This window comes from Micromonospora sp. NPDC005172, from assembly GCF_040608555.1.
Lineage (GTDB): Bacteria > Actinomycetota > Actinomycetes > Mycobacteriales > Micromonosporaceae > Micromonospora.
Genome location: NZ_JBEXIL010000059.1, coordinates 1 through 21,408, shown reverse-complemented (window position 1 = coordinate 21,408; position 21,408 = coordinate 1). Strand labels below are relative to the sequence as shown.

Genomic DNA, 21,408 nt, shown 5'->3' with positions numbered 1-21,408 from the left:
ATAACTGATCTACCGGGCGCGCTGTCCGGTTCTGAGCGCCGGCGCGTGCCACGTGTCGACGTTTGTCCTGGGCTGCGACGGGAAACGGCCGGCAATGACGAAACCTCGTGTGGTGATCGTGGGGGCCGGGTTCGCCGGTTACCACGCGGCGAAGACGTTGAGCCGGATCGCTCGGGACCGTGCCGAGATCGTGGTGCTGAACTCGACCGACTACTTCCTGTACCTACCGTTGCTGCCCGAGGTGGCCGCCGGGGTGGTCGAGCCCACGCGCATCGCCGTTCCGCTGACCGGAACCCTGAAGGGCGTCCGGGTGGTGATCGGCGAGGCGGACCACGTCGACCTGCAGAACCGCTGGGTCGGCTTCACCCAGCCCGAGGGGGAGAAGAACCGCCTGGCGTACGACCGGCTGGTCCTCGCCGTGGGCAGCGTCAACAAGCTGCTGCCCATCCCGGGTGTCACCGAGTACGCGCACGGCTTCCGCGGTCTGCCGGAGGCCGTCTACCTGCACGACCACATCGTCCGCCAGGTGGAGTTGGCCGAGCAGGCCGAGGACCCGGCCGAGCAGCGGGCCCGCTCCACGTTCGTGGTGGTCGGCGCGGGCTACACCGGCACCGAGGTCGCCGCGCACGGCCAACTGTTCACTGACGCCCTGCACGCGCAGCGCCCCCGGCTGACCGTCCGGCCCCGCTGGATGCTGCTCGACGTCGCTCCCCGCGTGCTGCCCGAGCTGGACAAGCGGATGTCCGAGACCTCGCACAAGGTGCTCGAACGGCGCGGCGTGGACGTGCGGATGGGCACCTCGGTGGCCGAGGCGACCTGCGACGGGGTCAAGCTCACCGACGGCGAGTACGTCCCGACCTGCACGCTGGTGTGGTGTGTGGGGGTGCGGCCCGACCCGTTCGTCAACGAGCTGGGCCTGCGCACCGAGCGGGGCCGGCTGGTCACCGACGAGTACCTGAACGTCCCCGGCTACCCGGAGGTCTTCGCCTGCGGTGATGCCGCCGCCGTGCCCGACCTGGTCAATCCCGGGCAGATCTGCGGTATGACGGCCCAGCACGCCGAGCGGCAGGGTAAGCGTGTGGCGCACAACATCGCCGCGTCGTACGGCTTCGGAAAACGTAGGCCGTACAAGCACCACGATCTGGGCTGGGTGGTCGACCTTGGCGGCAAGGACGCCGCCGCGAACCCGTTGCACGTCAACCTGGCCGGGCTGCCGGCCAAGGCGGTCACCCGGGCGTACCACCTGATGGCGATGCCCGGCAACCGCACCCGCGTGGGGGCCGACTGGGTGCTCGACGCCGCGCTCACCCGCTCGGCGGTGCAGTTGGGGCTGGTCCCGGCGAACGCGGTGCCGCTGGAGAGCACCTCACCCGAGGTCGCGGCGCGCGGTCGCTGAGCGGCGTCGCGGGGCGTACTCGCGCAGCAGGATCTGCACGATCCCGGCGGCGGGGATGGCCAGCAGCGCGCCGAGCAACCCGGCCAGCTCCGCCGCGAGCAGCAGGCTGAGCAGCACGGTCAGCGGGTTGAGTCGGACCGCGCGGGCGAAGATGAGCGGCTGGAGCAGGTGGTTCTCCACCTGCTGGTAGACAACGAAGAAGACGAGCACGACGACGCCGGCGGTGGGGGAGTGCAGGAACCCCGCCCCGGCGGCGACCACCGCGCCGATCGTCGCGCCCACCAGCGGTATCAGGTCGGCGACCGCGACCAGCAGCGCGATCACCCCGGCGAACGGCACGCCGGTGAGGCTCAACACCAGGAACGTCAGCACGCCGCAGATCACGCTGATCAACAGGTTGCCGGTGAGGTAGCCCGTCACGGTCCGCGACACCTCCCGGCCGACGCGGCGCAGCCGCTCGCCCTGACCTTCCCCGGCCACCGCGAGGGCGCCCCGGGTGATCCGCGGCGATTCCAACACGATGAGGTACGCCAGCACGACGACCGTGACCAGCCCCGCGACCCCCTCCACGACACCACGCAGCACCCCGACGGCGGGTTGCCGCAGCCGACCGCTCGCGGCGCGCAGCTCCTCGGAGTGCGCGGCGACGTAACGGCGTACCCCGGTGCGTTCCAGGAACGCACCGATCGGGCCGCGTCCGGCGCGTGCGTCGCGCAGCAGCTCGGGCCCCCGCTCGGCGAACCGGCCCACCTCGTCGAACAGCGGCACCAGGATCACCGTGGCGAGGACCGCCAGCACGACGAACGCGGCGAGGAAGACGAGCAGCGTGGCCAGCGCCCGGCGGCGTACGAACCGGCGTTGCAGTCGGTCCACGGCCGGTTTGAGCGCGACCGCGAAGAAGGCGGCCACCACCGCCCAGACGAGCACCCGGCGGGTCGCGTACACGAAGGCCAGCGCGAGTGCGGTGGCCAGCACCAGTCCGATCACGACCAGGGCCCGGCGGGCGGTGGCCCGATCGTCGGCGTTGCTCACCCACCGGGCCTTCCCCGCGCAGACCGCCGGAAACCCGGCATTGCGGACGGTTGGCGACTACCTAAACGTCGGTGTCACGAAGGGGGTGTGCGCCGGCCACGAACGTGTCGAGGGCGGCGGCGTGCAGCAACCCACCCGCGATCGGGTCGCGCAGCGCGGCCACCGCGAGCCGACCGACCGGCAGCCCTCCGGGGCGGTGCGTGGCGGCGAGCACCAGGTTGCCGTAGCGCCGGCCGCGCAGCATCCGGCGGTCACCGAACACGCAGACGTCCCCGAAGACCGCCCGCAGTGTCGCCACCTGTACGCGGGTGCCGACCAGCGGCGGCAGGTCCGTCACGTTGACCAGGTAGAGACCGCCGGGCCGCAGGGCACGGGCCACCTCGGCGGTGAACTCCACGGTGCGGACGTGCCGGGGCATCCGGGCGGCCCGGTAGATGTCGGCGATCACCAGGTCGTACGCGCCCGCCCCGGCGGCGGTGACCGCGTCCCGGGCGTCGGCGATCTCCACCCGCACCTCGGGCGGCAGCGGCGGCAGTTCACGGGCCACCAGCTCGACCACCGCGCGGTCCCGCTCGACGACCCGTTGCGTGGAGCCGGGCCGGGTGGCGGCCAGCCAGCGAGGCAGCGTCAACGCGCCGCCGCCGAGGTGCAGCGCGCTCAGCGGTACGCCCGCCGGCGCCGCCAGCTCCACCGCCGAGGCGATCCGGCGGACGTACTCGAAGTGCAGGTGCCGAGGATCCTCGACGTCCACGTACGACTGCTCCACGCCGGCGGAGAGCAACGTCCGGCCGGTCCGGCGGACCGGATCGACGACCAGCTCCAACCGGTCGGCGGTGCGGTTCATGACGGCACGCTAACCGAGCGCCCGACGGGCCGGCGGCGCGGGAGCACCCGCGTCCGCCGGCCCGCGTAGGCCGTGGTGGCGGTCAGCCGCCGGCCATTCCGGCGCCGGCCTCGTCGATTGCGTCGTCGACCGAGTGGGCGAGGTCCACGTCGAGCGCGGTCACCCCGTCGGCCTGGTTGGTGCGGACGGTCAGCACGGCTGCCGTGCCGCCCGGACGCCCGATGCTCGGGCCGCGACCGGTCTCCTGGCGCAGCCGGTCGAGGCGGGCGAGCACCCGGTCGAGGTTGTCCGGCGGCAGCGCGACCACGCGATACAGGCCCGAGGCGTCACCGGCCCAGTACGGCAGGTCGTCCAGAGCCGCCTGGAGCTGCTCCTCGTCCAGGAGGGGCGTGGTGGTGGAGGCGCCCACGATGCCGCCGCCGGCCGCCGGCGGGTTCAGCAGCTCCCGCAGACCGTCGGGGACGTGCAGGGACTCGATCAGATCGCCGTCCTGCTCGGCGAGCGCGGCGATCGTCGCCTCCGCCTGGTAGCGGGCCTGCTCCGGCGTACGTCCGCTGATCCGGCCCACCTCGGCCAGGAAGCCGGGTAGGTCCCGGTGCCGCTCGATGCCGTCCACGGGCACGACGTCGTGCAGCGAGTTCGGCACGGCGGCGAGCAGTCGTTGCCGCTCGGCCGCGTCGAGCGCGAAGGCCAGCACCAGCACTGTCGCCTCGGCGCCCACCTTCGCCGTCGAGAAGTCGACCCCGGACCGGCGTCGGACGTCCTCGACCAGATCGCGGTAGCCCACGCTCGTCACTCCGGCCGCCCCGCCAGGAGGTGGCTGGGGGCGCGGATTGTCCGGGGTGCCCCTGGTCGGGGGCGCCGGTCCGCCACGCGTGGTGTCCGACTTGTGCCGACCGGCTGGCGGCGGGCCGGCCCGTCTGCCCTGTTCCAGGCTGGTGAGCTGCTTGGACGCGCTCAGGCTCGCGCCGTACTCGCTGGGCTGGCCGCCCTGCTCGCGGGCCTGCCGGGCCAGCGCCCGGCGGCGCTGGTTGTCGCCCTCCATCTGCTTGCGCATGGTGACGCCCCTTCCGCTGGGGATCGATCCTGCGCCGGTCGCGTTCCCGCCGTGCCGGGAGCCGAAACGGGCGCTGCCGGCCGGGTAGGGCTGAGCGCTGGCCGCGCTTCATCCGCCCGGGGTGAGGGGTGCTCACCCGCGCGGACCGCAGGATCGGGGCAGGACCGCAGTTCTTCCGAGGTACGCGGAAGGAAGGTCGTCATGAAACGGATCGTCGAGATCGTTCCCGCTCGACCCGGCTGGTACGCCCGCTGGCAACTCACGCCCGACGCGACCCGGTGCTATCCGGTGAGCCTGTGGGCGTTGCTGGAGGAGGCCGACGGAACCGGCCGCGAAGTGGTCGGGATGGACTGCATCGGCCAGTGGCCGGGTGCCGACGACAACGAGGCGGGTGGGGAGTTTGTCCGCTACCTGTACCAGACGCCCGACTCGGGGGAACCCGACGACATCGAACCCCCGTCGACGATCGAGCTGCGCGACGGCGCGCCCCGGCTCCAGCCGATGACCGCGCCCTAGGCATTTCTCCGGCCCCCGACCCCAGGTCCCAGGGTCGGGGGCCACCCCCTGCCCGGGGGCGGCGGCGTGCGGCCGTCAGCCGGTGGCGCGCAGGTCGTCGTCGTCGCCGACGAGCGCCGTCGAGGAGACCCTGGAGCATGTCACCGCCGCGCTGCGGGACTTCCCGCGTGCGGCGCACGCGTTGGCCCTGGGCCGTGCCGGGCTGGCCGCCGCGTCCCGTTCCGCCGTCTGACCAGCGCCGTCAGACGATCGCCACAGGCTGCGGCCTGTCGCACCCCCCTGCGTATACTTGCCGCACTGCAAACGTCCCACCCCATCGGTGGAGCGAGCGAGGGGGAGACGGTGACGTTCAGTGTCAGCGACGCCGAGCGCGACGGCGGTGCCGCCTGCCTGCGGCTCGCCGGCGAGCTGGACCTGAGCACGGCCGGTGAGTTGGCTGCCGCCATCGAGCGGCTCAATGCCGCCGGCGAGCGCCGGGTGCTGCTCGACCTCACCGATCTGACCTTCTGCGACTCCACCGGGATGGCCGTTTTCGTTCGGGGCGACAACCAGGCCGCCGCCGACGGGGGCTGGCTGAGGATCACCGGCGCCAGTGGGCGGGTCGAGCGCGTGTTGCGGATCACCGGCCTGGCCGACGTGCTCCGATACGTCGCGGACACGGCCGACCCGGCGTCCCAGACCGCCCCCTGATGGGCTAGATTTCCCCGCCAGCGTGGTGACCGTCCGGTCCCCATTCTCCGCCGACCCGAGGCAGGTAGTGATGGGCGACAGCCCGCAGCCGGTACGCATCCTGGTGGTCGACGACGATCCCGGCGACGTGCTGATGATCGAGGAAGCGTTGGCCGACTCCGACGTCGAGAAGATCATCGACGTGGTCAGTGACGGCGAGGAGGCGATGGAGTTCCTCCGGGCCGAGGGTCGCCACTCCGAAGCCCGTCGACCGGACATGATCCTGCTCGACCTCAACATGCCGCGCATGGACGGGCGTCAGGTGCTCGGGGCGGTCAAGCAGGACGAGGATCTGCGGACCATCCCGATCGTCGTGCTGACCACTTCCAACGCGGACACCGACATCGTCGGCAGCTACACGTTGCAGGCCAACGCGTACGTCACCAAGCCGATCGACCTGGACGACTTCAACGACGTGGTACGCCGCATCGATGAGTTCTTCGGCCGCGTGGTCGTGCTGCCCAAACGCGCCTGATCCGCCCGTCCCGCGCATGCTGAACAATTTTCCCGAACCGCTTCGGTGGGCGTCGTCGCGCCCGAGGATCCAGGTGGGGAAGTAACAGCGGCTGCCTGGGGGGCGACAGTATGAGGTTCTCCGTCGTGAAGACCGGCTACGACCAGCGGCAGGTGGATTCCTGCCTGGACGAGCTGGCGATCCGGTTGTCCCGGCTCGCGGCACGGGCGGAGGGCGCCGCCGGGACGACCCGCGAGTGGGACGAGATCCGCCAGGAGGCGACCTGGCTCAGTGGCCTGCTGCGGCGGCTGGATCTGGGCGACGCCGCCGCCACCCGGCCGGCCGGCGACGTGGGGCGTCAGGAGGCAGCCGAGATCCTGGCGCAGGCCCGCCGCGTGCTGGACGAGGCCCGCGAGGAGGCCCGTCGGGTCCGCGAGCAGGCGTACACGGACGCCGTGCAGGCCCGGCGCGACTTCGAGGAGACGCTGCACGCGCGCCGCCGCCGGGAGGGGCTGGTGGACGAGATCCTCACCGGCGTGACCGTCGAACCGGTGCCGGCCGACACGCCCACGGCGGCGGCCGGTACGGGCGTACCCGCGACCCGGGTGGCTACCGGTGGCCGGGACAGCGGCGCGCAGCCGCCCACCGGCCACACGACCCGCTGAGGGGGCGTCAGGCCAGGAGCGCCGCCGTCACGGTGGTGGCGCGCTCCTCGTGCGGGGCGTACGCGTCGGGGTAGGCGGAGACCTGGACGGCCTGGGCCGCGGCGGTGACGCTCATGTCCTCCCAGCCGGGGATCTCGGCCAGGGCGGTGTAGAAGGCCCGGGCGGCGTACGACGGGCGCATCAGCTCGGCGACCGTTCCCCACCCGCTGCTGGGTCGCTGCTGGAACAGTCCGACCGAGTCGTGGTCGGAGCCGCTGCCCTGGTGCGGGTACTCGCTCGACTCCGGCAGCACGTCGCTGGCCAGGTTGTAGAGGTTGCTCTCCTGGATGGCGGTCGCGAGCGCCACCACCAGGGCGCGGCGCGGCATCTTCAGCTCCCGGCCGACGTCCACGATGATTTTGGCGTTGTCCATCTGCGCCTGGTCGAGTCCGGCGACCGGGCGCGGCCGGCGTGGCTTGGCCGGCTTGCGGGGCGCCTTGCGGGTCACGGTGGGCGCCGGGGTCGGCGAGGCGGTCGGGGTGGGGATGACCCGGGCCGGGGCGGCGTCGCGGTCCAGCGACCGGGAGGCGCGCTCGTCGGCGATGGCGGCACGGTCGGCCAGCGCGTCGGCGATCGGCCGTACCGGCTGCGGGGCCTCCGGCGTGTCGCGGGTGGCGGCGAACGCGCCCAGGCCGAGGCAGCACGTGACGCCGGTGGCCAGGGCGATCCGCACCGGGGTGGACCCGAGCAGTGCGCGGCGCGGCGAATCGGGGACCCGGTGACGGCCGATCGTCCGTTCGGTTGATGCGGCGTCCCCCGTGCGGGTGGTCGAGGGCGCGTCGGTCAGCTTCTGGGCGGAGGGGTCGTCGGGATGCACCCGCCGAGGCTAGATAGTCGACCGTCCGCTGCCATCGGTCCGTAGAGTGGCATGCGCCACAATTTGCCCGAATCCTGGTCATAGCATCGGTCGAAAGACGGCTATGCCGGCATAACCTCGCCGATCAGGCGAGACGGGTATTCCCGATTCGGCAGGTCAACTCGGTCACCGTGCACCAGTGGCGGGTCGATCCCCGCCACCCTCTGATCGTCCCCCGTTCGATGGATCACAGGCTCCACCGAACGCGTGAGGTCGGCGCGTCCGACGGCTGACTGCCCCTCAGTGTCGACCGTTCTCCGCCGGGGTGACGGTCAGCCGGTGCCGCGTGTTGTCACCGCTGGAGAAGGGCCAGAGCCGGTCGGCGTACTCGACCAGGTCGGCCAACTGCGACCGGCTCAGACCGGCGGAGGAGATCGAGGCGTGCACGTCGGCCCGGTAACGGCCGTCGTCGTCGCGGCCCAACTTCGCCTCGGCGCGTACCTGGACGGTGTGCGCCTCGTCGGTGATCTCCCCGGCCGCCTCCACCGCCGCGTGGTGCAGGCAGGACGCGAAGGCCGCCGCCAGCAGCTGCTCCGGTCTCAGGCCGGTGCAGTGCGCCGCCAGCGGCGACGCGAGCGGCGTGGAGAGCCCGCCGTCATCGGTTCGGACGTGGCCACCCTCGGCGGTGGCGGTGGCCTCGTGCAGCCAGGAACTCGGACTCGGCATCGCGTTCCTCCCGTCGCTCACCGCCGGCTACCCGGCCGGGGGCGGGTGAAACGCCGGGTTCAGCTCCCGTCGACGACCGACAGCGCCTCGGTGGCCTGCGCCGCGGCCCGTTCGGTCCACGGCGACGTCGTCGACGGTGGCCGCTGCGTGGGGATCGCCATCGGCACGTACACCCGGGCGTCGACAACCTCGGCCAGCAGCAGCGCCGCGACCAGGCTGGTCGGACGCTCCGCCGGATCGTCGGCCAGGCAGGAGCGGCACAACTCGGACACCTCCGTCGGGAGCCCGTCGATCTCCGGTAGTGGCTCGGGCGGCCGGGAACGACGTGCCCTCAGCATCTCGGCCGAGGTGTCCGCCCGGTACGGCAGCAGGCCGGTGAGGCAGTAGTAGAGGAGCACGCCGAGCGCGTACATGTCGGCGGCCGGAGTGGCGAGAGCGCCGTCGAACTGCTCGGGTGCCAGGTACGCCGGAGTGCCGAGCAGGATGCCGTCGGGCATCGGGTCCGGTGTGTCGGCCGGGGTGGCGATGCCGAAGTCGAGGACCTTCACCCCCGCCGGGGTGAGGATGACGTTTGCCGGTTTCACGTCGCGGTGCACGAGACCACTCGCGTGGGCGGCGGACAGTGCGGCGGCGACCTCGGCGCACACCCGTACCGAGATGCGCCAGTCCAGCGGCCCCGACCGCAGGTGCGCGGCGAGTGTCTCGCCCTCGGCCAACTCCATGACGATATAGGGAACCGGGCGGCCGGGCAGCGTCGACGAGGTGCCGAAGTCGTGCACGCTGGCAACGTTCGGGTGCACCAACCGGGCCGCCGAACGGGCCTCCGTGCGGATGCGGTCCACCGTGTCGTGGTTGCCCGCCGGGCCGGGCGCGATCAGCTTGACCGCGACCGGCCGGTCCAGCACGCGGTCGTGGGCCCGCCACACCTCGGACGTCCCGCCAACGCCGATACGCTGTTCGAGCTGGTACCGCCCGTCCAGCGTACGCATCGACAACTCCTCGTCCTCGTCCCGCCGACGGCGGGTGCCTTCGATCGCGGTACCCGGGGGCCGAGCTGGGCAAACCGCGACGGCCGCCGATCCCGCCGTACCTCGGGCTGGGCCGCCGTCGGGTGCGGTAGCTTGCGAGCCAGGGCCACACGCACCGAGTGTGTCGGCACCCTCACGCAAGGGAGTGCGATGGACGAGGTCACCGTACGCTTCGTCGGCGGTCCCGCGGACGGCCTGGTCCGCGAGGTGCCGGCCGAGTCGGACGGCGTCCCTCCGCGGCGGTGGATCATGCGGCACCCGGGCGGCACCGGCCCGACGCAGCCGGGCCCCGACCACCTCTACGAGCGCGACCAGCCCGACGGTCACGGCGGGTGGAGCATGCGGTTCGTGCGGACCGACGCGTACGGGGTCTCCGAGTGACCACTGTCGGAGCCTGAGCGGTGGCCCGGCGTCCCGGCCGCACAGCTGGCACACAGGCGGAACAGAGGCGCGACACAGCCGAGGTGTCCACCATGGGCGGCATGGTCATCCAGGGGCAGACCGTGCCGGGCCGGATCGAGTTGCGCCGTCCGGACGGCGAACCGGTCCGGGTGCTGGTGGTCGACGACGAGGCGACGCTGACCGACCTGCTGTCGATGGCGTTGCGCTACGAGGGTTGGCAGGTGCGTAGCGCCGGCAACGGTATGGCGGCGCTGAGCGCCGCGCGGCAGTTCCAGCCGGACGCCGTCGTGCTCGACGTGATGCTGCCCGACCTGGACGGCTTCCAGGTGCTGCGTCGTCTGCGCGAACACGCCCCCACCGTGCCGGTGCTCTTCCTGACGGCCCGCGACGCGGTCGAGGAGCGCATCGCCGGGCTGACCGTGGGCGGCGACGACTACGTGACCAAGCCGTTCAGCCTGGAGGAGGTGATCGCCCGGCTCCGCGCGCTGCTGCGCCGCTCGGGCTTCGCGGTCGCCGCCCAGGAGGAGGCGGTGCTGACCGTCGGCGACCTCAGCCTCGACGAGGACAGTCACGAGGTCCGCCGCGCCGGCCAGCTCATCACGCTGACCGCGACCGAGTTCGAGCTGCTGCGCTATCTGATGCGGAACCCGCGCCGGGTGCTCAGCAAGGCGCAGATCCTCGACCGGGTGTGGAACTACGACTTCGGCGGCCAGGCCAACGTGGTGGAGCTGTACATCTCGTACCTGCGCAAGAAGATCGACGCAGGCCGGCCGTCGATGATCCACACGCTGCGCGGCGCGGGCTATGTCCTCAAACCCGCCGACTGACGCACCTCGGCGCGGGCGGCCGACGCGCGCCGTCCGACGCTGGCTCGCCGGCTGGTCCCTGCGGACCCGGCTGGTGCTCGCCCTCGTCGTTCTGCTCGCCCTGGTCAGCGTCGCGATCGGCGGGCTCACCACGGTCGCCCTGCGGCACTTCCTGATCGGCCAGGTCGACGCCCAGCTGACGATGGGGGACCGGCCGCGTGACGTACCGCCGTGGTTCCGCCCGGGCGGCGACCCCGGCCGGCCCGCGCCACGCCCGGGCACAGCCGCACCGCCGTCGCCGGAGCCCCCGCGCGGCTTTCCGCCGGGCTCGATCGCCGTACGCCGCACCGACGGCGTCACCATGGCGACGAGGAGCACCGACAGCGGCAGCCTCGCCGAGGTGCCCGCCGCCGACGCCGCACTGCTGACCGCGCTGCCCACCGACGGTCGGCCGCGTACGGTCACCCTCGGCGACGGCGACGTCCGGGCGGCGGCGCGGCAACTGCCCAACGGGATCGTGGTGGCCGTGGCGATTCCGCTCAGCGGCGTACAGGACACCGTGTGGGCGCTGGTCGCCGCGCAGGCCGGGGTCGCCGGCGTCGGGCTGCTCCTCGCCGGCGGCGCGGGCGCCCTGATCGTGCGCGCCACGCTGCGACCGCTGCACCGGGTGGCCGCCACCGCGACGAGGGTCACCGAGCTGCCGCTGGACCGGGGCGAGGTCGCGCTCGCCGTCCGGGTGCCGGCCGCCGACACCGACCCCCGTACCGAGGTCGGCCAGGTCGGGGCGGCGCTGAACCGCATGCTGGGCCACGTCGCCGACGCGCTGGTCGCGCGGCAGGCCAGCGAGACCCGGGTACGTCAGTTCGTCGCCGACGCCAGCCACGAGCTGCGTACCCCGCTGGCGGCCATCCGTGGGTACGCCGAGGTGGCCCGGCGCGGGCGCGACGAGGTCCCCGCCGACGTGGCGCACGCGCTGCGCCGCGTCGAGTCCGAGAGCACCCGGATGACGAGCCTCGTCGACGACCTGCTGCTGCTGGCCCGGCTCGACACCGGCCGGCCGCTCGCCGTCGACCCGGTCGACCTGTCCGCCCTCGTGGTGGACGCGGTCAGCGACGCGCACGTGGCCGGCCCGGACCATCGCTGGCGGCTCGACCTGCCGCAGGTGGTCATCCGGGTGCCCGGCGACGCCGCCCGCCTGCACCAGGTGGTGGCGAATCTGCTGGCCAACGCCCGCGTGCACACCCCGCCGGGCACGACGGTCACCACCACGCTCGCCGTCGAGGCGGACACCGCCGTGCTCACCGTCGCCGACGACGGACCGGGCGTGCCTGCGGAACTGCGGCCGGAGATGTTCGAGCGGTTCGCGCGGGGCGACAGCTCCCGGTCCCGGGCACACGGCAGCACCGGGCTCGGCCTGGCGATCGTGGCGGCGGTGGTGGAGGCGCACCACGGCACGGTCGCCGTCGACAGTCACCCGGGTCGAACGGTGTTCGCCGTCCGCCTGCCGAATCCCACAGCTGACGCATAGGTGGCCCACGGGGTGCCGCCAGCCCGGCCGCCGAGGCTGGCCGCATGGACCGAACAGACTCCCTGTCGACGACGCCTGCCGAACCGGTCGAGCCGCCGCACCCGAGCACGCGTCCCGAGGAACACCCGCCGCCGGGCGGTTCGGCGGCCTGGACCCGGCCCGCCCTGCTGGTCCTGCTTCTGGGCACTGCCCTGCTCTACCTGTGGGGTCTGGGCGCCTCCGGATGGGCCAACTCGTTCTACGCGGCGGCCGCGCAGGCCGGCTCGGCGAGCTGGAAGGCGTTCTTCTACGGCTCGTCGGACGCGGCCAACTCGATCACCGTGGACAAGACGCCCGCCTCGCTGTGGCTGATGGCCCTGTCGGTACGCGTCTTCGGGCTGAACGCCTGGGCGATACTCGTTCCGCAGGCGCTCTGCGGGGTCGCCTCGGTCGGCGTGCTGTACGCGAGCGTGCGGCGGTGGTACGGGCCGGTTGCGGGCCTGATCGCCGGCGCGGTCCTCGCCCTCACCCCGGTGGCGACGCTCATGTTCCGCTTCGACAATCCCGACGCGCTGCTCGTGCTGCTGCTGGTCGCCGGCGCGTACGCCACCGTGCGCGCGTTGGAGACGGCCGAGACCCGGTGGATCGTGCTGGTGGGTGCGTTGGTCGGCCTGGGGTTCCTGACCAAGATGCTCCAGGCGTTCCTGCTGGTGCCGGTGTTCGCCGGCGTCTACCTGCTGGCCGCCCCGACCGGACTGTGGCGGCGGGTTCGACAACTGCTGCTGGCCGGCCTCGCGGTGGTGGTGGCCGCCGGATGGTGGGTGGCCATCGTCGAACTCGTCCCGGCCAGCGCCCGCCCGTACGTCGGCGGGTCGCAGGGCAACAGCATCCTGGAGCTGACCCTCGGCTACAACGGCCTCGGTCGGATCACCGGCGACGAGGTGGGCAGCGTCGGCGGTGGTGCCGGACGGATGGGCGGTGGCGGTGGCCCGTTCTCCGGGCAGACGGGCCTGCTGCGGATGTTCGACGGCGAGGTCGGTGGTCAGATCTCCTGGCTGCTGCCGGCCGCGCTGATCCTGCTGGTCGCGGGCCTGCTGGTGGCCGGGCGGGCCGCGCGTACCGACCGCACCCGGGCCGGTCTGCTGCTGTGGGGCGGTTGGCTGCTGGTCACCGGTCTGATCTTCAGCTTCATGTCCGGGATCTTCCACGCCTACTACACCGTGGCGCTCGCACCGGCCGTCGGCGCGCTGGCCGGCATCGGCGTCACCCTGCTCTGGCGGCAGCGCGGCCGGCAGGGGTGGCGTCCGCTGGCCGCCACGGTGACGCTCGCCGCCACCCTCGCGGTCAGCGTCTGGTGGGCGTGGGTGCTGCTCGGGCGCAGCCCCGACTGGTACCCGTGGTTGCGTACCCTCGTGCTGGTCGCCGGTCTGCTCGTCGCGGCCCTGCTTCTGCTCGCCGCCCGACTGCCCCGGTGGTTGGTGCCCGTGGTGCTCGGTGTCGGCGCGGCGGCGGCCCTCGCGGGGCCGGCGGCGTACGCGGCGCAGACCGCCGCGACCCCGCACACCGGCTCGATTCCGAGCGCCGGCCCGGCGGTGGTGGGCGGTTTCGGCCGTGGCGGCTTCCCCGGCGGGCGACCGCCCGGCGGCGGCCAGTTCCCCGGAGGTGGGCAGTTCCCCGGCGACGGCCGCAACGGCGGCCAGGCCCCGGGCACCCCGGGCGGTGGCCGCAACGGCGGTCAGGCTCCGGGCGGCCAGTTCCCGGCCTTCCCGGGCGGTGGCCGCAACGGCGGCCAACCTCCGGGCTTCCCGGGTGGCGGTCAGCGGCCTGGCACCGGAGGTGGTCGGGAGGCCGGCGGCGGCATGGGCGGTCTGCTCGACTCCCGTGAGCCCAGCGCCGCGCTGCGTGAGCTGCTGGAGCGCGACAGCGAGGACTACACGTGGGTGGCGGCCACCATCGGTTCCAACAACGCCTCCGGCTACCAGTTGGCCACCGGCGACCCGGTGATGCCGATCGGTGGCTTCAACGGCAGTGACCCGTCACCGACCCTCGCCCAGTTCCAGCGTCACGTCGCCGACGGAAAGATCCACTATTTCATCGGTGGAGGTGGCTTCCGGGCCAACGGGGGCAGCTCGGCCGCGCAGGAGATCGCCGCCTGGGTCGCGCAGACCTTCACGGCGCAGACCATCGACGGGGTCACCCTCTACGACCTCAGCGCCACGGCGGGGGCGTCATGACCACGCTGGGCGGACCGCGGGCCGCCGTCCAGGTGCCGTCTGACGCCGCCGGAACGGTGCTGGACGTGGTGATTCCCGTCCACAACGAGGAGGTCGACCTCGGGCCGTGTGTCCGGCGACTGCACGCCCACCTGAGCGAGCACTTCCCGTATCCGTTCCGGATCACCATCGCCGACAACGCCAGCGTCGACGACACCCTGACGGTCGCCGACGGGCTCCGCGCTGAACTGCCGGGCGTCGAGGTGCTGCACCTGGACGCCAAGGGTCGGGGGAGAGCGCTGTCCGCCGCGTGGTCGGCCTCGTCCGCGCCGGTGCTGGCGTACATGGACGTGGACCTGTCGACCGACCTGGCGGCGCTGTTCCCCCTTGTCGCACCGCTCATCTCCGGTCACTCCGACCTGGCGATCGGCACCCGGCTGGCGCGTACGTCCCGGGTGGTGCGTGGCGCCAAACGGGAGGTCGTGTCCCGGGCCTACAACCTGCTGCTGCGGGGCGCGCTGTTCGCGCGGTTCTCCGACGCGCAGTGCGGGTTCAAGGCGATCCGTGCGGACGTCGCCAGTGAGCTGCTGCCTCTCGTGCGGGACACCGGGTGGTTCTTCGACACCGAGCTGCTGGTGCTCGCCCAACGGGCCGGGCTGCGCATCCACGAGGTGCCGGTGGACTGGGTCGACGACCCGGACAGCCGCGTCGACATCGTCGCCACCGCCCTGGCCGACCTGCGCGGGATGGGTCGGCTCGGTCGGGCGTTGGTGACCGGCGCGCTGCCGCTGGCCGAGCTGCGCGCGCAGGTCGGTCGCGCGCCGCTGGCCGCGCCGCCGACCCGGGTGCCGGTCGGGCTGCCCCGGCAGTTGGTCCGGTTCGCCGCCGTCGGGGTGGCCAGCACCCTGGCGTACCTGCTGCTCTTCGTGGCCACGCGGGGCGCGCTCGGCGCGCAGCCGGCGAACCTGGTGGCCCTGCTGGTGACCGCGGTGGCGAACACGGCCGCGAACCGGCGGCTGACGTTCGGCATCACCGGTAGCCGGCACGCCGGTCGGCACCACGCCCAGGGGCTGCTGGCGTTCGCGCTTGGCCTGGCGCTGACCAGCGGGGCGTTGGCGGTGCTGCACGCCGTTGTTGCGGTGCCCGCCCGGCCGGTGGAGCTGGCGGTCCTGGTGGCCGCGAACCTGGCCGCGACCGTGCTGCGCTTCGTGCTGCTGCGCCTCGGCATGCACCACCGGCGGGGCTGAGACTGCGGCGGTTCAGCCGTTCAGCATCTGCGCGAGGACCTCGACGACGCGTCGCGTGTGCCGCCCGTCGGGGTCCTCGTCGGCGTTCAGGTCGGTCACGCTCATCCGGAGCAGCCGGTCGGCGCTGCGCCGCGTCGAGTACGGCCAGCCCGGAACCCCCGCTGTGGGTGTCCTTGCAAGGAGCGCATCCGACCTCGCCATAGAAAGCTGCATCCACTCCTTGGAACGCTCGCCATCAGCAGCCTTGCTCAGGCCCAAACAATCTACTGTGGACACAGTGTGGACAAGGTTACCTTGTGTTACGCCGGCCGGGCCTGTCTCCTCTGGCTCAGGCTGCACCTCATGCGCGAAGGGGATCGTGAGATGGACATGGCTCCACAACCTCACTGTGTCGAATCAACTCGCACGTGGGTGCGATCGGGCCAATCGATCCAGTTCTTCGGAGGGACATCAGACCTCGCGTTGGACGCTCCACCGATAGCGGGCTTCCATCTGGTCTATGTCGATGAAACCGTGGCCGACCTGACGGTCGTCGCCGACATTCTCCGCGATGAGCCGTTGGACGTGCTCGCGAGCATGGTGCACGTGCCGCAGGATCGTGCCTGCGATGTTGGTGAGGCACTGGTTCGAGCCGACGAGCTTGGCCTACCGACGCTCGTGCGCACGCTGCAGCCGCAGGACATGGTCGGCCCTCGCATCGCGCCGTTTGAGGTGGCAGGGGAAGTGGGGGCCGCGCTGGTGGCACCTACTCAACATTTGCTGAACCGCGCCTACCACCGACATAGGAGTGCGAAGGTCGCGGCACTCGACCTACGAGATACTCCCGCCGCAGAACTGTTTCGTCGACAGGTCGGCGTTCTTCGTGAAGAGCAGATGTGGCCGACGCCGAGTGCCAGGGCGACATATCTCGCAGCGCTGCTGGGGGGCAGCGCGTCGTCTTCCGCTCCGACGGTGCGTCAACACTTGGTGGACCTCGACTCCGTGCAACTCGTCGTGCGGGAAGTCGTCACCGCGGGCCGCCGGGTACTCCTTTTGGTCACCGACGAGGAATGGGCGGAGATCGCCGGACAAGAGCTAAGTCCTCCCGGCAGAGGAACTATGGTCGCGGTGCACGCGGCCGAGGCTGACAATGTCCGCGTCCCGGTACGGCACGCCGACGGCACCGACGGCGTAGCCGATCTTCCGGTGACGGACCTGGCCACCGCGATAACAAGACTGGCGCCCGACGCCCTGTCCTGGGTACTTGTTTCCTGTGGGGCGGGCTCGATCAGCGGCGGTCTCGCCGCGCGGTTGGCTGATCTGACCAACCTCGACGTGCTCGCGCCCCAGGGTGACGCCCGGATCGGCTCTGTCATCAGCGGCGGGATCTCCACCTGGCAGGGCGAGAGTTGGCAACTTTTTCTACCGCAGGACGAGATCGGCGGTGAAGGTTGGGATGTGATGAACGACCTGCACCGGGGCGGCCGGCGTTTCGACGGGGTCGGTGCGTCACATGACGAGACGAATTCCGGGCTCCGCATGGGCCTGTCGCCGTTCCGGTATCGTGAGGGATTTAAAGTTACGGCTTTGCACCGCCATAAAGATATTGTGGAGGAATTTGACGTTTCGCAGCTGAAGTGTTTTCGCATCACCCGTAAAGACGGCCAAGTTCTGGATGGTGCGGTATACGTAACTGACGACGTTTACGACGACCAATTCTGGAGAAATTCCGTCACGGTCCAGAGTGCCCTGCGGTCAGGTCTACCGCTGCACGACGTGAATCGATTCCGGGTGGAGCACGGATCGAGATTGTACGGACTGCCAAGTCCTTGGGGTGAGAGTGAAATATATGTGATCAGTGCTCATGGGGACGGCGAGCGCGCTTACGTTGACTTTCGGAAAGGCGGGTCGCAGAGCAGGACTGTCCGAATCAGTGGCGGGATGATGGCAAAAATCATGCTGCGCGATTCCAATTTTCAGGACGCCTACCGTAGGGGCGTCCGGGTGCTGTTTCTTGAATCCTGTAGTAATGGTCTGACCTTCGCGGAGGAGCTGTATTCCGAGCTGCGTAGCAAGGGGTATGAAGTGGCTGTGCACGCGCCAACCACCGAATTGTCGATCCCAGACGACGAGGACGCGCGCATGCGCGGGTTGAATATCGCGGATGGAGGCATCTGGACTGTTCAGAGTCAGGAAACTCCCCGCTCTTGGCAGGCTATGACGATCGCAGACCTCGCGCAAAAAGCAAGTGCTCTACACCCCGCGTCGGCCAATGTCCCGCCTATGGGATCCGGGAAGTCTCTGTCAGTTCGCTCAGTTGCGGATCGGCCGGCCTTGGAGGCTATTGTAGCCTGGGTGCTGTACTGTTCTTATTCAGAGCGCCGCAAGACCCTGATGGTCGACGCAATTTCGGGTGAACTCAGTAAGTGGAATCTGGCCGAAAAGCTGCTTGTTTACCGAGCCGTAATCGCCCTGCTACTTAACAACCGCGCCACTTGGCCGGATTTCGTGTCCTTCAGTGAGAGTTACAGCAAAAACGCTCTCCTGTCGATTCTGCTGATCGGAGAGCGATTCGAACGGACCGGGTCGTCCAATGCAGTCGCGGATTGGAACACTGCCCCGCAGGTGATTGTGCCGGTGCGCCCCCGCCGAAACCCCCTCGCACCAGCCGACTACAACGCGACGAGCACGAACAGCGAAGAGCTCTTCAATAGCCCACTTTGGCCAGACGAAACAAGATCCTTCGACGTGGCAATTAAGCGCATCGAGACCTCGAAGTCGCTGCAGCGAGCAGCCTTTCGGATCATCCCTGACCTCTTGCGAGATGAATTGCGCACGGTGGTGACCATTACGGGCACCATCGGCGCTACGAACAGTCAGGGGCAGGTCCGAAAGCTGCTTATCGACGAGCTGCGGCGGGTGTATTGCGACGTGCTGAGTGGCTCTCGTTCGGACTTCGACAATAAGTTGATTAAAAACCTATCATTCGTGTCTGGGTCAACGAGGCTTCAGCGTCCGGGGATCTTTCTCCACGTACCGGCAGCGACTCAGCGCCGCTTACCCACGCCCTCGAATGTTCGTCGGTTATCGCCGGACGGCATGTCGTTGCCTGCGGCGTTTTTGTTCGCTGCACCCCACGTCGTCGCCTCGGAATTGTATTCTAGCGAAACGCTCGCGATTTCTCCGCGCCTTGGGCAACTTTCCGCTCGACCGAACGCGAACGCCGCGATCCTGTTTTCCGAGAGGCCTAGCCATGAGCCTCTTGTTACCGACTGGCCCCGGCGCTTGGCTGCGCGCTTCGAGTCCTTTGCCTTACTATCGGAGAACAGGGCCGCTCTCGCCAATATTCTCCGCGGTTCGGCGCGTGCGCAAAATGTGGCGGGAGGGGCAGAAGCCTATCGCGTATCATGGCGAGACGTGAAAGATCTGGCAACTGCTGTTCGTTCTTGGAGCGACTCCTGGGACGGCGAATTCGGGCAAGTGTTCGCGGATGTCATCGCCTACACTCTGGGAGTGCGGATTCAGATTCACGACGGCAGTCCTGAGGGTCGCCTCATTGCACCCCTAGGTGAATGGAAGGTGAACGAACCGATCTCACTGTGGCATGCAGGAGGAAACCATTACGACGTATGGGTGCCACCCGATGAAAATCAGAGCCGAGGCGGCGACCGACCGACGGGCAACAGGCTCCGGCTTCCCGAGCGGCGCCGGCCTGTTCCAGATCGGGGCCAGCCAGATTCTTTGACTTCACCCCTGCCGCCTCCTGCAATTGAGCCGCTGCTGATGCTGAACCAACAGGCGGCGCCGGAGATCTCGTTGACCAGTCGTCCGCGCGACGGTGCTGGTGGGCTGTCCCGCGCCGATTTGCGGGACTCGTCCATTTCAGCAGCGCTGCGCGGTCCGGCTACCCCGACGCCAGCCGCGCCGCCCCCGGCCAACTCTTCTGCACGAAAACGCGGTCCAGAGATCTACCGAAAACCCGCCAGCGGATCATCTCCCGGCCTTACCCGCTGGGGCGAGATTGATCCACCGACCGGTCCACTAGTTGAGTTGCCGGAATTGGCCGTGCGGTATCTCCCAGACAGCTATCCAGGGTTGTATATTCTCGGCCCAGATCAGGAGGCCATGGCGGAGGCGGCACGGGCCTTTCGGGCTGGTGCCGACGAATACCTGATCTTTGTGCACGGCTCGGCGCTCGGCCCGGTCGTCGACGGTAAGTCGATCAGCATGATGCAGATCCGTGACCTGATTGTGCACGACAGCCGTTCCGTCGGTCGGGACATCGTCGCGGTGATATGTGACCTGGCAACGATTGGATCGGCAAGTACGCTTTCCGACACTTTTGCCGCCCAACTGTTCGCGCTGCTGCCCGACGCCAACAAACGATTGCTCGCGCCTGATGGGGTGGTACAGCTGTCGCCTCACGACCTTACCGAGGTCGTGGTGTCCGCTACGATCCTGGGCGACGACAACCGATTCCGTCTGGTCTCGGGCGGCTTCGTGGAGTACATCGACGCGCCGGGAACCGCGCGTATCTCCGGGCTACGCACCCCGATGGTGCTCCAACACGCGCCGCGATTGACTCTGGCCCGCACCGGTCCTGGGGTGGCCCTGACCGACACCCACGGCCAGCAGCTCGTCGGAGCGGACGCGCCAGCAGCGAGCAGCCTGATCGCCCTGGGCCTACCCGATCCGTCCCACACCCGGCGTCTGCTCGACGCGGCCTTGACCAACCGAGGAGCGGACGTGCGTCAGGACGCCCCGGAGGCTGTGGCAACGACGTGGCCGTGGCGGCTCCCCGGGTCGATCATCGAGCACCCCCATCTGCACGTCATCGCCAGCCCCGGGGCGGCCCCCCCGCAACCGATGGTCGCCGAACTCCTTGCGGCGGCCGACGCCCAGCATCCAGTGATCCTGATAGGAACCCCACGTGCCTCCGAAAGTCCTACGCCGGACGATGTCGTCGCGCTGAACCTGCTGCTGGAGCAGTACGCGCAACGTGGCCAACTGCCCACCGTGGTCAGTCGCGGCGTAGTCGCCAAAGATGTCGACGTCGTGACGGAGCGGTACGGCGCAGTCGTGATCCAACCGGCGATGCCAGTTTCGCGCGTTCCCATCGCCCACAAGGGGCTGTCGATCGAGCTCTGGTGGGAAGCGAAGTCCCCCCACCAGCAGAAGTCGACGAGGAACGGTCCGTGGCAACGCATCGACCGTGGTGTCCTGGACACCGCAGCTGCCCTCGCCGAGCCGACCGCTGCGGTCTCCCGGATCAGCGCCGTCCTCGGTGACCTCATCTGGGCACCGGATTACGACCGAGCCCGCTCGGCATTCCACGCTGTCGAGCGGAGGTGGGGCAGTGCGGAGATGAAGGCCGGGCAGGCCCAGGTCGAACAAATGCTCGGTCGGGTCCCGGGCCACTCTCTGCTGGATGGCTCGGGCCCGGCGCTCGGCATCTTCGCGCCGGTCCTTGAATTCGGTGCCCTCGGTCACGCCGACATCGTCTTCGACTATGTTAGTAGTCCCCAGCCGAGTCGACCTCGACAAATACTTAGTTCAGTAGCGCGACTTGAAAAGGCCGGCCAACTGGACGCTCCGCTCGATGGCGGCCTGAGCACCACCGCTCTCGCGTCGATGGTAAAAACCGCTGGTGCCACTGACATCTCGGCATCAATCCTCACCCTCATCGGCGATATCAAGGCCAACCAGTTCGACAACGCGGCCGACTTCATCGTCCACAACCGCCACACGCTTACGGTTCAACAACGAGGACAGTGGATTGAGGCCATCCGTGATCTCGCAAAGGTGATGCCCCGCCATGAAGGACACATGACGATTCTCGCCGAAGCCGTCTTCGACTGTGGGCCTACACTCGATTAGCCTCGGCCCTTCGTTAAGGGTTGTCCAAGGACTGGGCAGAAACGAAGAAGTGCCTTCTGATCAGGGAAAATAGGGCTTGTCGAGAGTCCTGTTAA

Annotated in this window: 19 protein-coding genes; 12 read left to right on the top strand and 7 right to left on the bottom strand. The window is 70.1% G+C overall.

All coding sequences use genetic code 11. The annotated features are described in order from the left end of the window. Positions 1-94 precede the first annotated feature (94 nt). The gene (locus tag ABZV06_RS28020; RefSeq protein WP_355233215.1) at positions 95-1,396 is read left to right on the top strand and encodes an NAD(P)/FAD-dependent oxidoreductase; all 1,302 of its coding nucleotides are present in this window, start codon (positions 95-97) and stop codon (positions 1,394-1,396) included. Here the strand turns inward: ABZV06_RS28020 and ABZV06_RS28015 are convergent. The 3 genes from ABZV06_RS28015 to ABZV06_RS28005 form a co-directional block, all read right to left on the bottom strand. Beyond that, complete coding sequence (locus tag ABZV06_RS28015) at positions 1,367-2,428, bottom strand: AI-2E family transporter (protein ID WP_355625202.1); 1,062 nt, start codon at positions 2,426-2,428, stop codon at positions 1,367-1,369. The genes ABZV06_RS28020 and ABZV06_RS28015 overlap by 30 nt on opposite strands. A 61-nt stretch (positions 2,429-2,489) precedes the next feature. After that, on the bottom strand, positions 2,490-3,272 hold the full coding sequence (locus ABZV06_RS28010; RefSeq protein WP_355625200.1) for a fused MFS/spermidine synthase: 783 nt from the start codon (positions 3,270-3,272) through the stop codon (positions 2,490-2,492). Between the two features lie 82 nt (positions 3,273-3,354). Continuing rightward, positions 3,355-4,329 (bottom strand): DUF2267 domain-containing protein, encoded by a 975-nt coding sequence (locus ABZV06_RS28005; protein WP_355233218.1) that lies wholly within the window; start codon positions 4,327-4,329, stop codon positions 3,355-3,357. Between the two features lie 201 nt (positions 4,330-4,530). On the opposite strand from ABZV06_RS28005, the gene ABZV06_RS28000 reads away from it, so the two are divergent. From ABZV06_RS28000 to ABZV06_RS27980, 5 genes are all read left to right on the top strand, one after another. Next, entirely contained in the window at positions 4,531-4,845 is a 315-nt protein-coding gene (locus tag ABZV06_RS28000; RefSeq protein ID WP_355233219.1) for a hypothetical protein, read from the top strand. Between the two features lie 82 nt (positions 4,846-4,927). Next, positions 4,928-5,077 carry a hypothetical protein gene (locus tag ABZV06_RS27995; protein WP_355625198.1) on the top strand — a complete coding sequence of 50 codons (150 nt, stop codon included), beginning with the start codon at positions 4,928-4,930 and terminating at the stop codon, positions 5,075-5,077. A 110-nt stretch (positions 5,078-5,187) separates the two neighbouring features. Further along, positions 5,188-5,535, top strand: coding sequence for an STAS domain-containing protein (locus tag ABZV06_RS27990; RefSeq protein ID WP_355233223.1), 348 nt, complete (start codon positions 5,188-5,190; stop codon positions 5,533-5,535). Positions 5,536-5,605: 70 nt separating this feature from the next. Then, on the top strand, positions 5,606-6,049 hold the full coding sequence (locus ABZV06_RS27985; protein WP_355233224.1) for a response regulator: 444 nt from the start codon (positions 5,606-5,608) through the stop codon (positions 6,047-6,049). Positions 6,050-6,159: 110 nt separating this feature from the next. Beyond that, positions 6,160-6,693: an ATPase gene (locus tag ABZV06_RS27980; RefSeq protein ID WP_355233225.1), complete on the top strand. Its 534-nt coding sequence runs from the start codon at positions 6,160-6,162 to the stop codon at positions 6,691-6,693. A 7-nt stretch (positions 6,694-6,700) separates the two neighbouring features. Here ABZV06_RS27980 and ABZV06_RS27975 read toward each other — a convergent pair whose 3' ends face one another. The 3 genes from ABZV06_RS27975 to ABZV06_RS27965 all read right to left on the bottom strand — a co-directional run bounded on the left by ABZV06_RS27975 (position 6,701) and on the right by ABZV06_RS27965 (position 9,243). After that, positions 6,701-7,549, bottom strand: a complete 849-nt coding sequence (locus ABZV06_RS27975) for a hypothetical protein (RefSeq protein ID WP_355233226.1) — start codon at positions 7,547-7,549, stop codon at positions 6,701-6,703. A gap of 279 nt (positions 7,550-7,828) precedes the next feature. Then, positions 7,829-8,254, bottom strand: a complete 426-nt coding sequence (locus tag ABZV06_RS27970) for an OsmC family protein (protein WP_355233227.1) — start codon at positions 8,252-8,254, stop codon at positions 7,829-7,831. A gap of 59 nt (positions 8,255-8,313) precedes the next feature. Further along, on the bottom strand, positions 8,314-9,243 hold the full coding sequence (locus tag ABZV06_RS27965; protein WP_355625197.1) for a serine/threonine-protein kinase: 930 nt from the start codon (positions 9,241-9,243) through the stop codon (positions 8,314-8,316). 189 nt (positions 9,244-9,432) lie between these two features. Between ABZV06_RS27965 and ABZV06_RS27960 the strand changes: the two genes are divergently transcribed. From ABZV06_RS27960 to ABZV06_RS27940, 5 genes are all read left to right on the top strand, one after another. Next, positions 9,433-9,663: a hypothetical protein gene (locus tag ABZV06_RS27960; RefSeq protein ID WP_355233229.1), complete on the top strand. Its 231-nt coding sequence runs from the start codon at positions 9,433-9,435 to the stop codon at positions 9,661-9,663. Positions 9,664-9,764: 101 nt separating this feature from the next. Next, the gene (locus ABZV06_RS27955) at positions 9,765-10,511 is read left to right on the top strand and encodes a response regulator transcription factor (RefSeq protein WP_355233678.1); all 747 of its coding nucleotides are present in this window, start codon (positions 9,765-9,767) and stop codon (positions 10,509-10,511) included. Next, the gene (locus ABZV06_RS27950; RefSeq protein ID WP_355233230.1) at positions 10,489-12,018 is read left to right on the top strand and encodes a HAMP domain-containing sensor histidine kinase; all 1,530 of its coding nucleotides are present in this window, start codon (positions 10,489-10,491) and stop codon (positions 12,016-12,018) included. The genes ABZV06_RS27955 and ABZV06_RS27950 overlap by 23 nt, the downstream gene beginning before the upstream one ends. A gap of 44 nt (positions 12,019-12,062) precedes the next feature. Then, positions 12,063-14,231, top strand: a complete 2,169-nt coding sequence (locus ABZV06_RS27945; RefSeq protein WP_355625195.1) for a glycosyltransferase family 39 protein — start codon at positions 12,063-12,065, stop codon at positions 14,229-14,231. Continuing rightward, positions 14,228-15,457: a glycosyltransferase gene (locus ABZV06_RS27940; RefSeq protein ID WP_355625193.1), complete on the top strand. Its 1,230-nt coding sequence runs from the start codon at positions 14,228-14,230 to the stop codon at positions 15,455-15,457. Before ABZV06_RS27945 ends, ABZV06_RS27940 begins: the two co-directional genes overlap by 4 nt. A 12-nt stretch (positions 15,458-15,469) precedes the next feature. On the opposite strand, the gene ABZV06_RS27935 is transcribed toward ABZV06_RS27940, so the two are convergent. Next, positions 15,470-15,715, bottom strand: a complete 246-nt coding sequence (locus ABZV06_RS27935; RefSeq protein ID WP_355625191.1) for a hypothetical protein — start codon at positions 15,713-15,715, stop codon at positions 15,470-15,472. Between the two features lie 84 nt (positions 15,716-15,799). On the opposite strand from ABZV06_RS27935, the gene ABZV06_RS27930 reads away from it, so the two are divergent. Beyond that, positions 15,800-21,313, top strand: coding sequence for an OTU domain-containing protein (locus ABZV06_RS27930; protein WP_355625189.1), 5,514 nt, complete (start codon positions 15,800-15,802; stop codon positions 21,311-21,313). Positions 21,314-21,408: the final 95 nt, after the last annotated feature.

Bases quoted from the DNA above. Each gene is read 5' to 3' on its own strand.
- ABZV06_RS28020 (WP_355233215.1), top strand. From the start codon at position 95: ATGACGAAACCTCGTGTGGTGATCGTGGGGGCCGGGTTCGCCGGTTAC.
- ABZV06_RS28010 (WP_355625200.1), bottom strand. From the start codon at position 3,272: ATGAACCGCACCGCCGACCGGTTGGAGCTGGTCGTCGATCCGGTCCGC.
- ABZV06_RS28005 (WP_355233218.1), bottom strand. From the start codon at position 4,329: ATGCGCAAGCAGATGGAGGGCGACAACCAGCGCCGCCGGGCGCTGGCC.
- ABZV06_RS28000 (WP_355233219.1), top strand. From the start codon at position 4,531: ATGAAACGGATCGTCGAGATCGTTCCCGCTCGACCCGGCTGGTACGCC.
- ABZV06_RS27985 (WP_355233224.1), top strand. From the start codon at position 5,606: ATGGGCGACAGCCCGCAGCCGGTACGCATCCTGGTGGTCGACGACGAT.
- ABZV06_RS27980 (WP_355233225.1), top strand. From the start codon at position 6,160: ATGAGGTTCTCCGTCGTGAAGACCGGCTACGACCAGCGGCAGGTGGAT.
- ABZV06_RS27970 (WP_355233227.1), bottom strand. From the start codon at position 8,254: ATGCCGAGTCCGAGTTCCTGGCTGCACGAGGCCACCGCCACCGCCGAG.
- ABZV06_RS27965 (WP_355625197.1), bottom strand. From the start codon at position 9,243: ATGCGTACGCTGGACGGGCGGTACCAGCTCGAACAGCGTATCGGCGTT.
- ABZV06_RS27960 (WP_355233229.1), top strand. From the start codon at position 9,433: ATGGACGAGGTCACCGTACGCTTCGTCGGCGGTCCCGCGGACGGCCTG.
- ABZV06_RS27955 (WP_355233678.1), top strand. From the start codon at position 9,765: ATGGTCATCCAGGGGCAGACCGTGCCGGGCCGGATCGAGTTGCGCCGT.
- ABZV06_RS27950 (WP_355233230.1), top strand. From the start codon at position 10,489: ATGTCCTCAAACCCGCCGACTGACGCACCTCGGCGCGGGCGGCCGACG.
- ABZV06_RS27945 (WP_355625195.1), top strand. From the start codon at position 12,063: ATGGACCGAACAGACTCCCTGTCGACGACGCCTGCCGAACCGGTCGAG.
- ABZV06_RS27940 (WP_355625193.1), top strand. From the start codon at position 14,228: ATGACCACGCTGGGCGGACCGCGGGCCGCCGTCCAGGTGCCGTCTGAC.
- ABZV06_RS27930 (WP_355625189.1), top strand. From the start codon at position 15,800: ATGCGCGAAGGGGATCGTGAGATGGACATGGCTCCACAACCTCACTGT.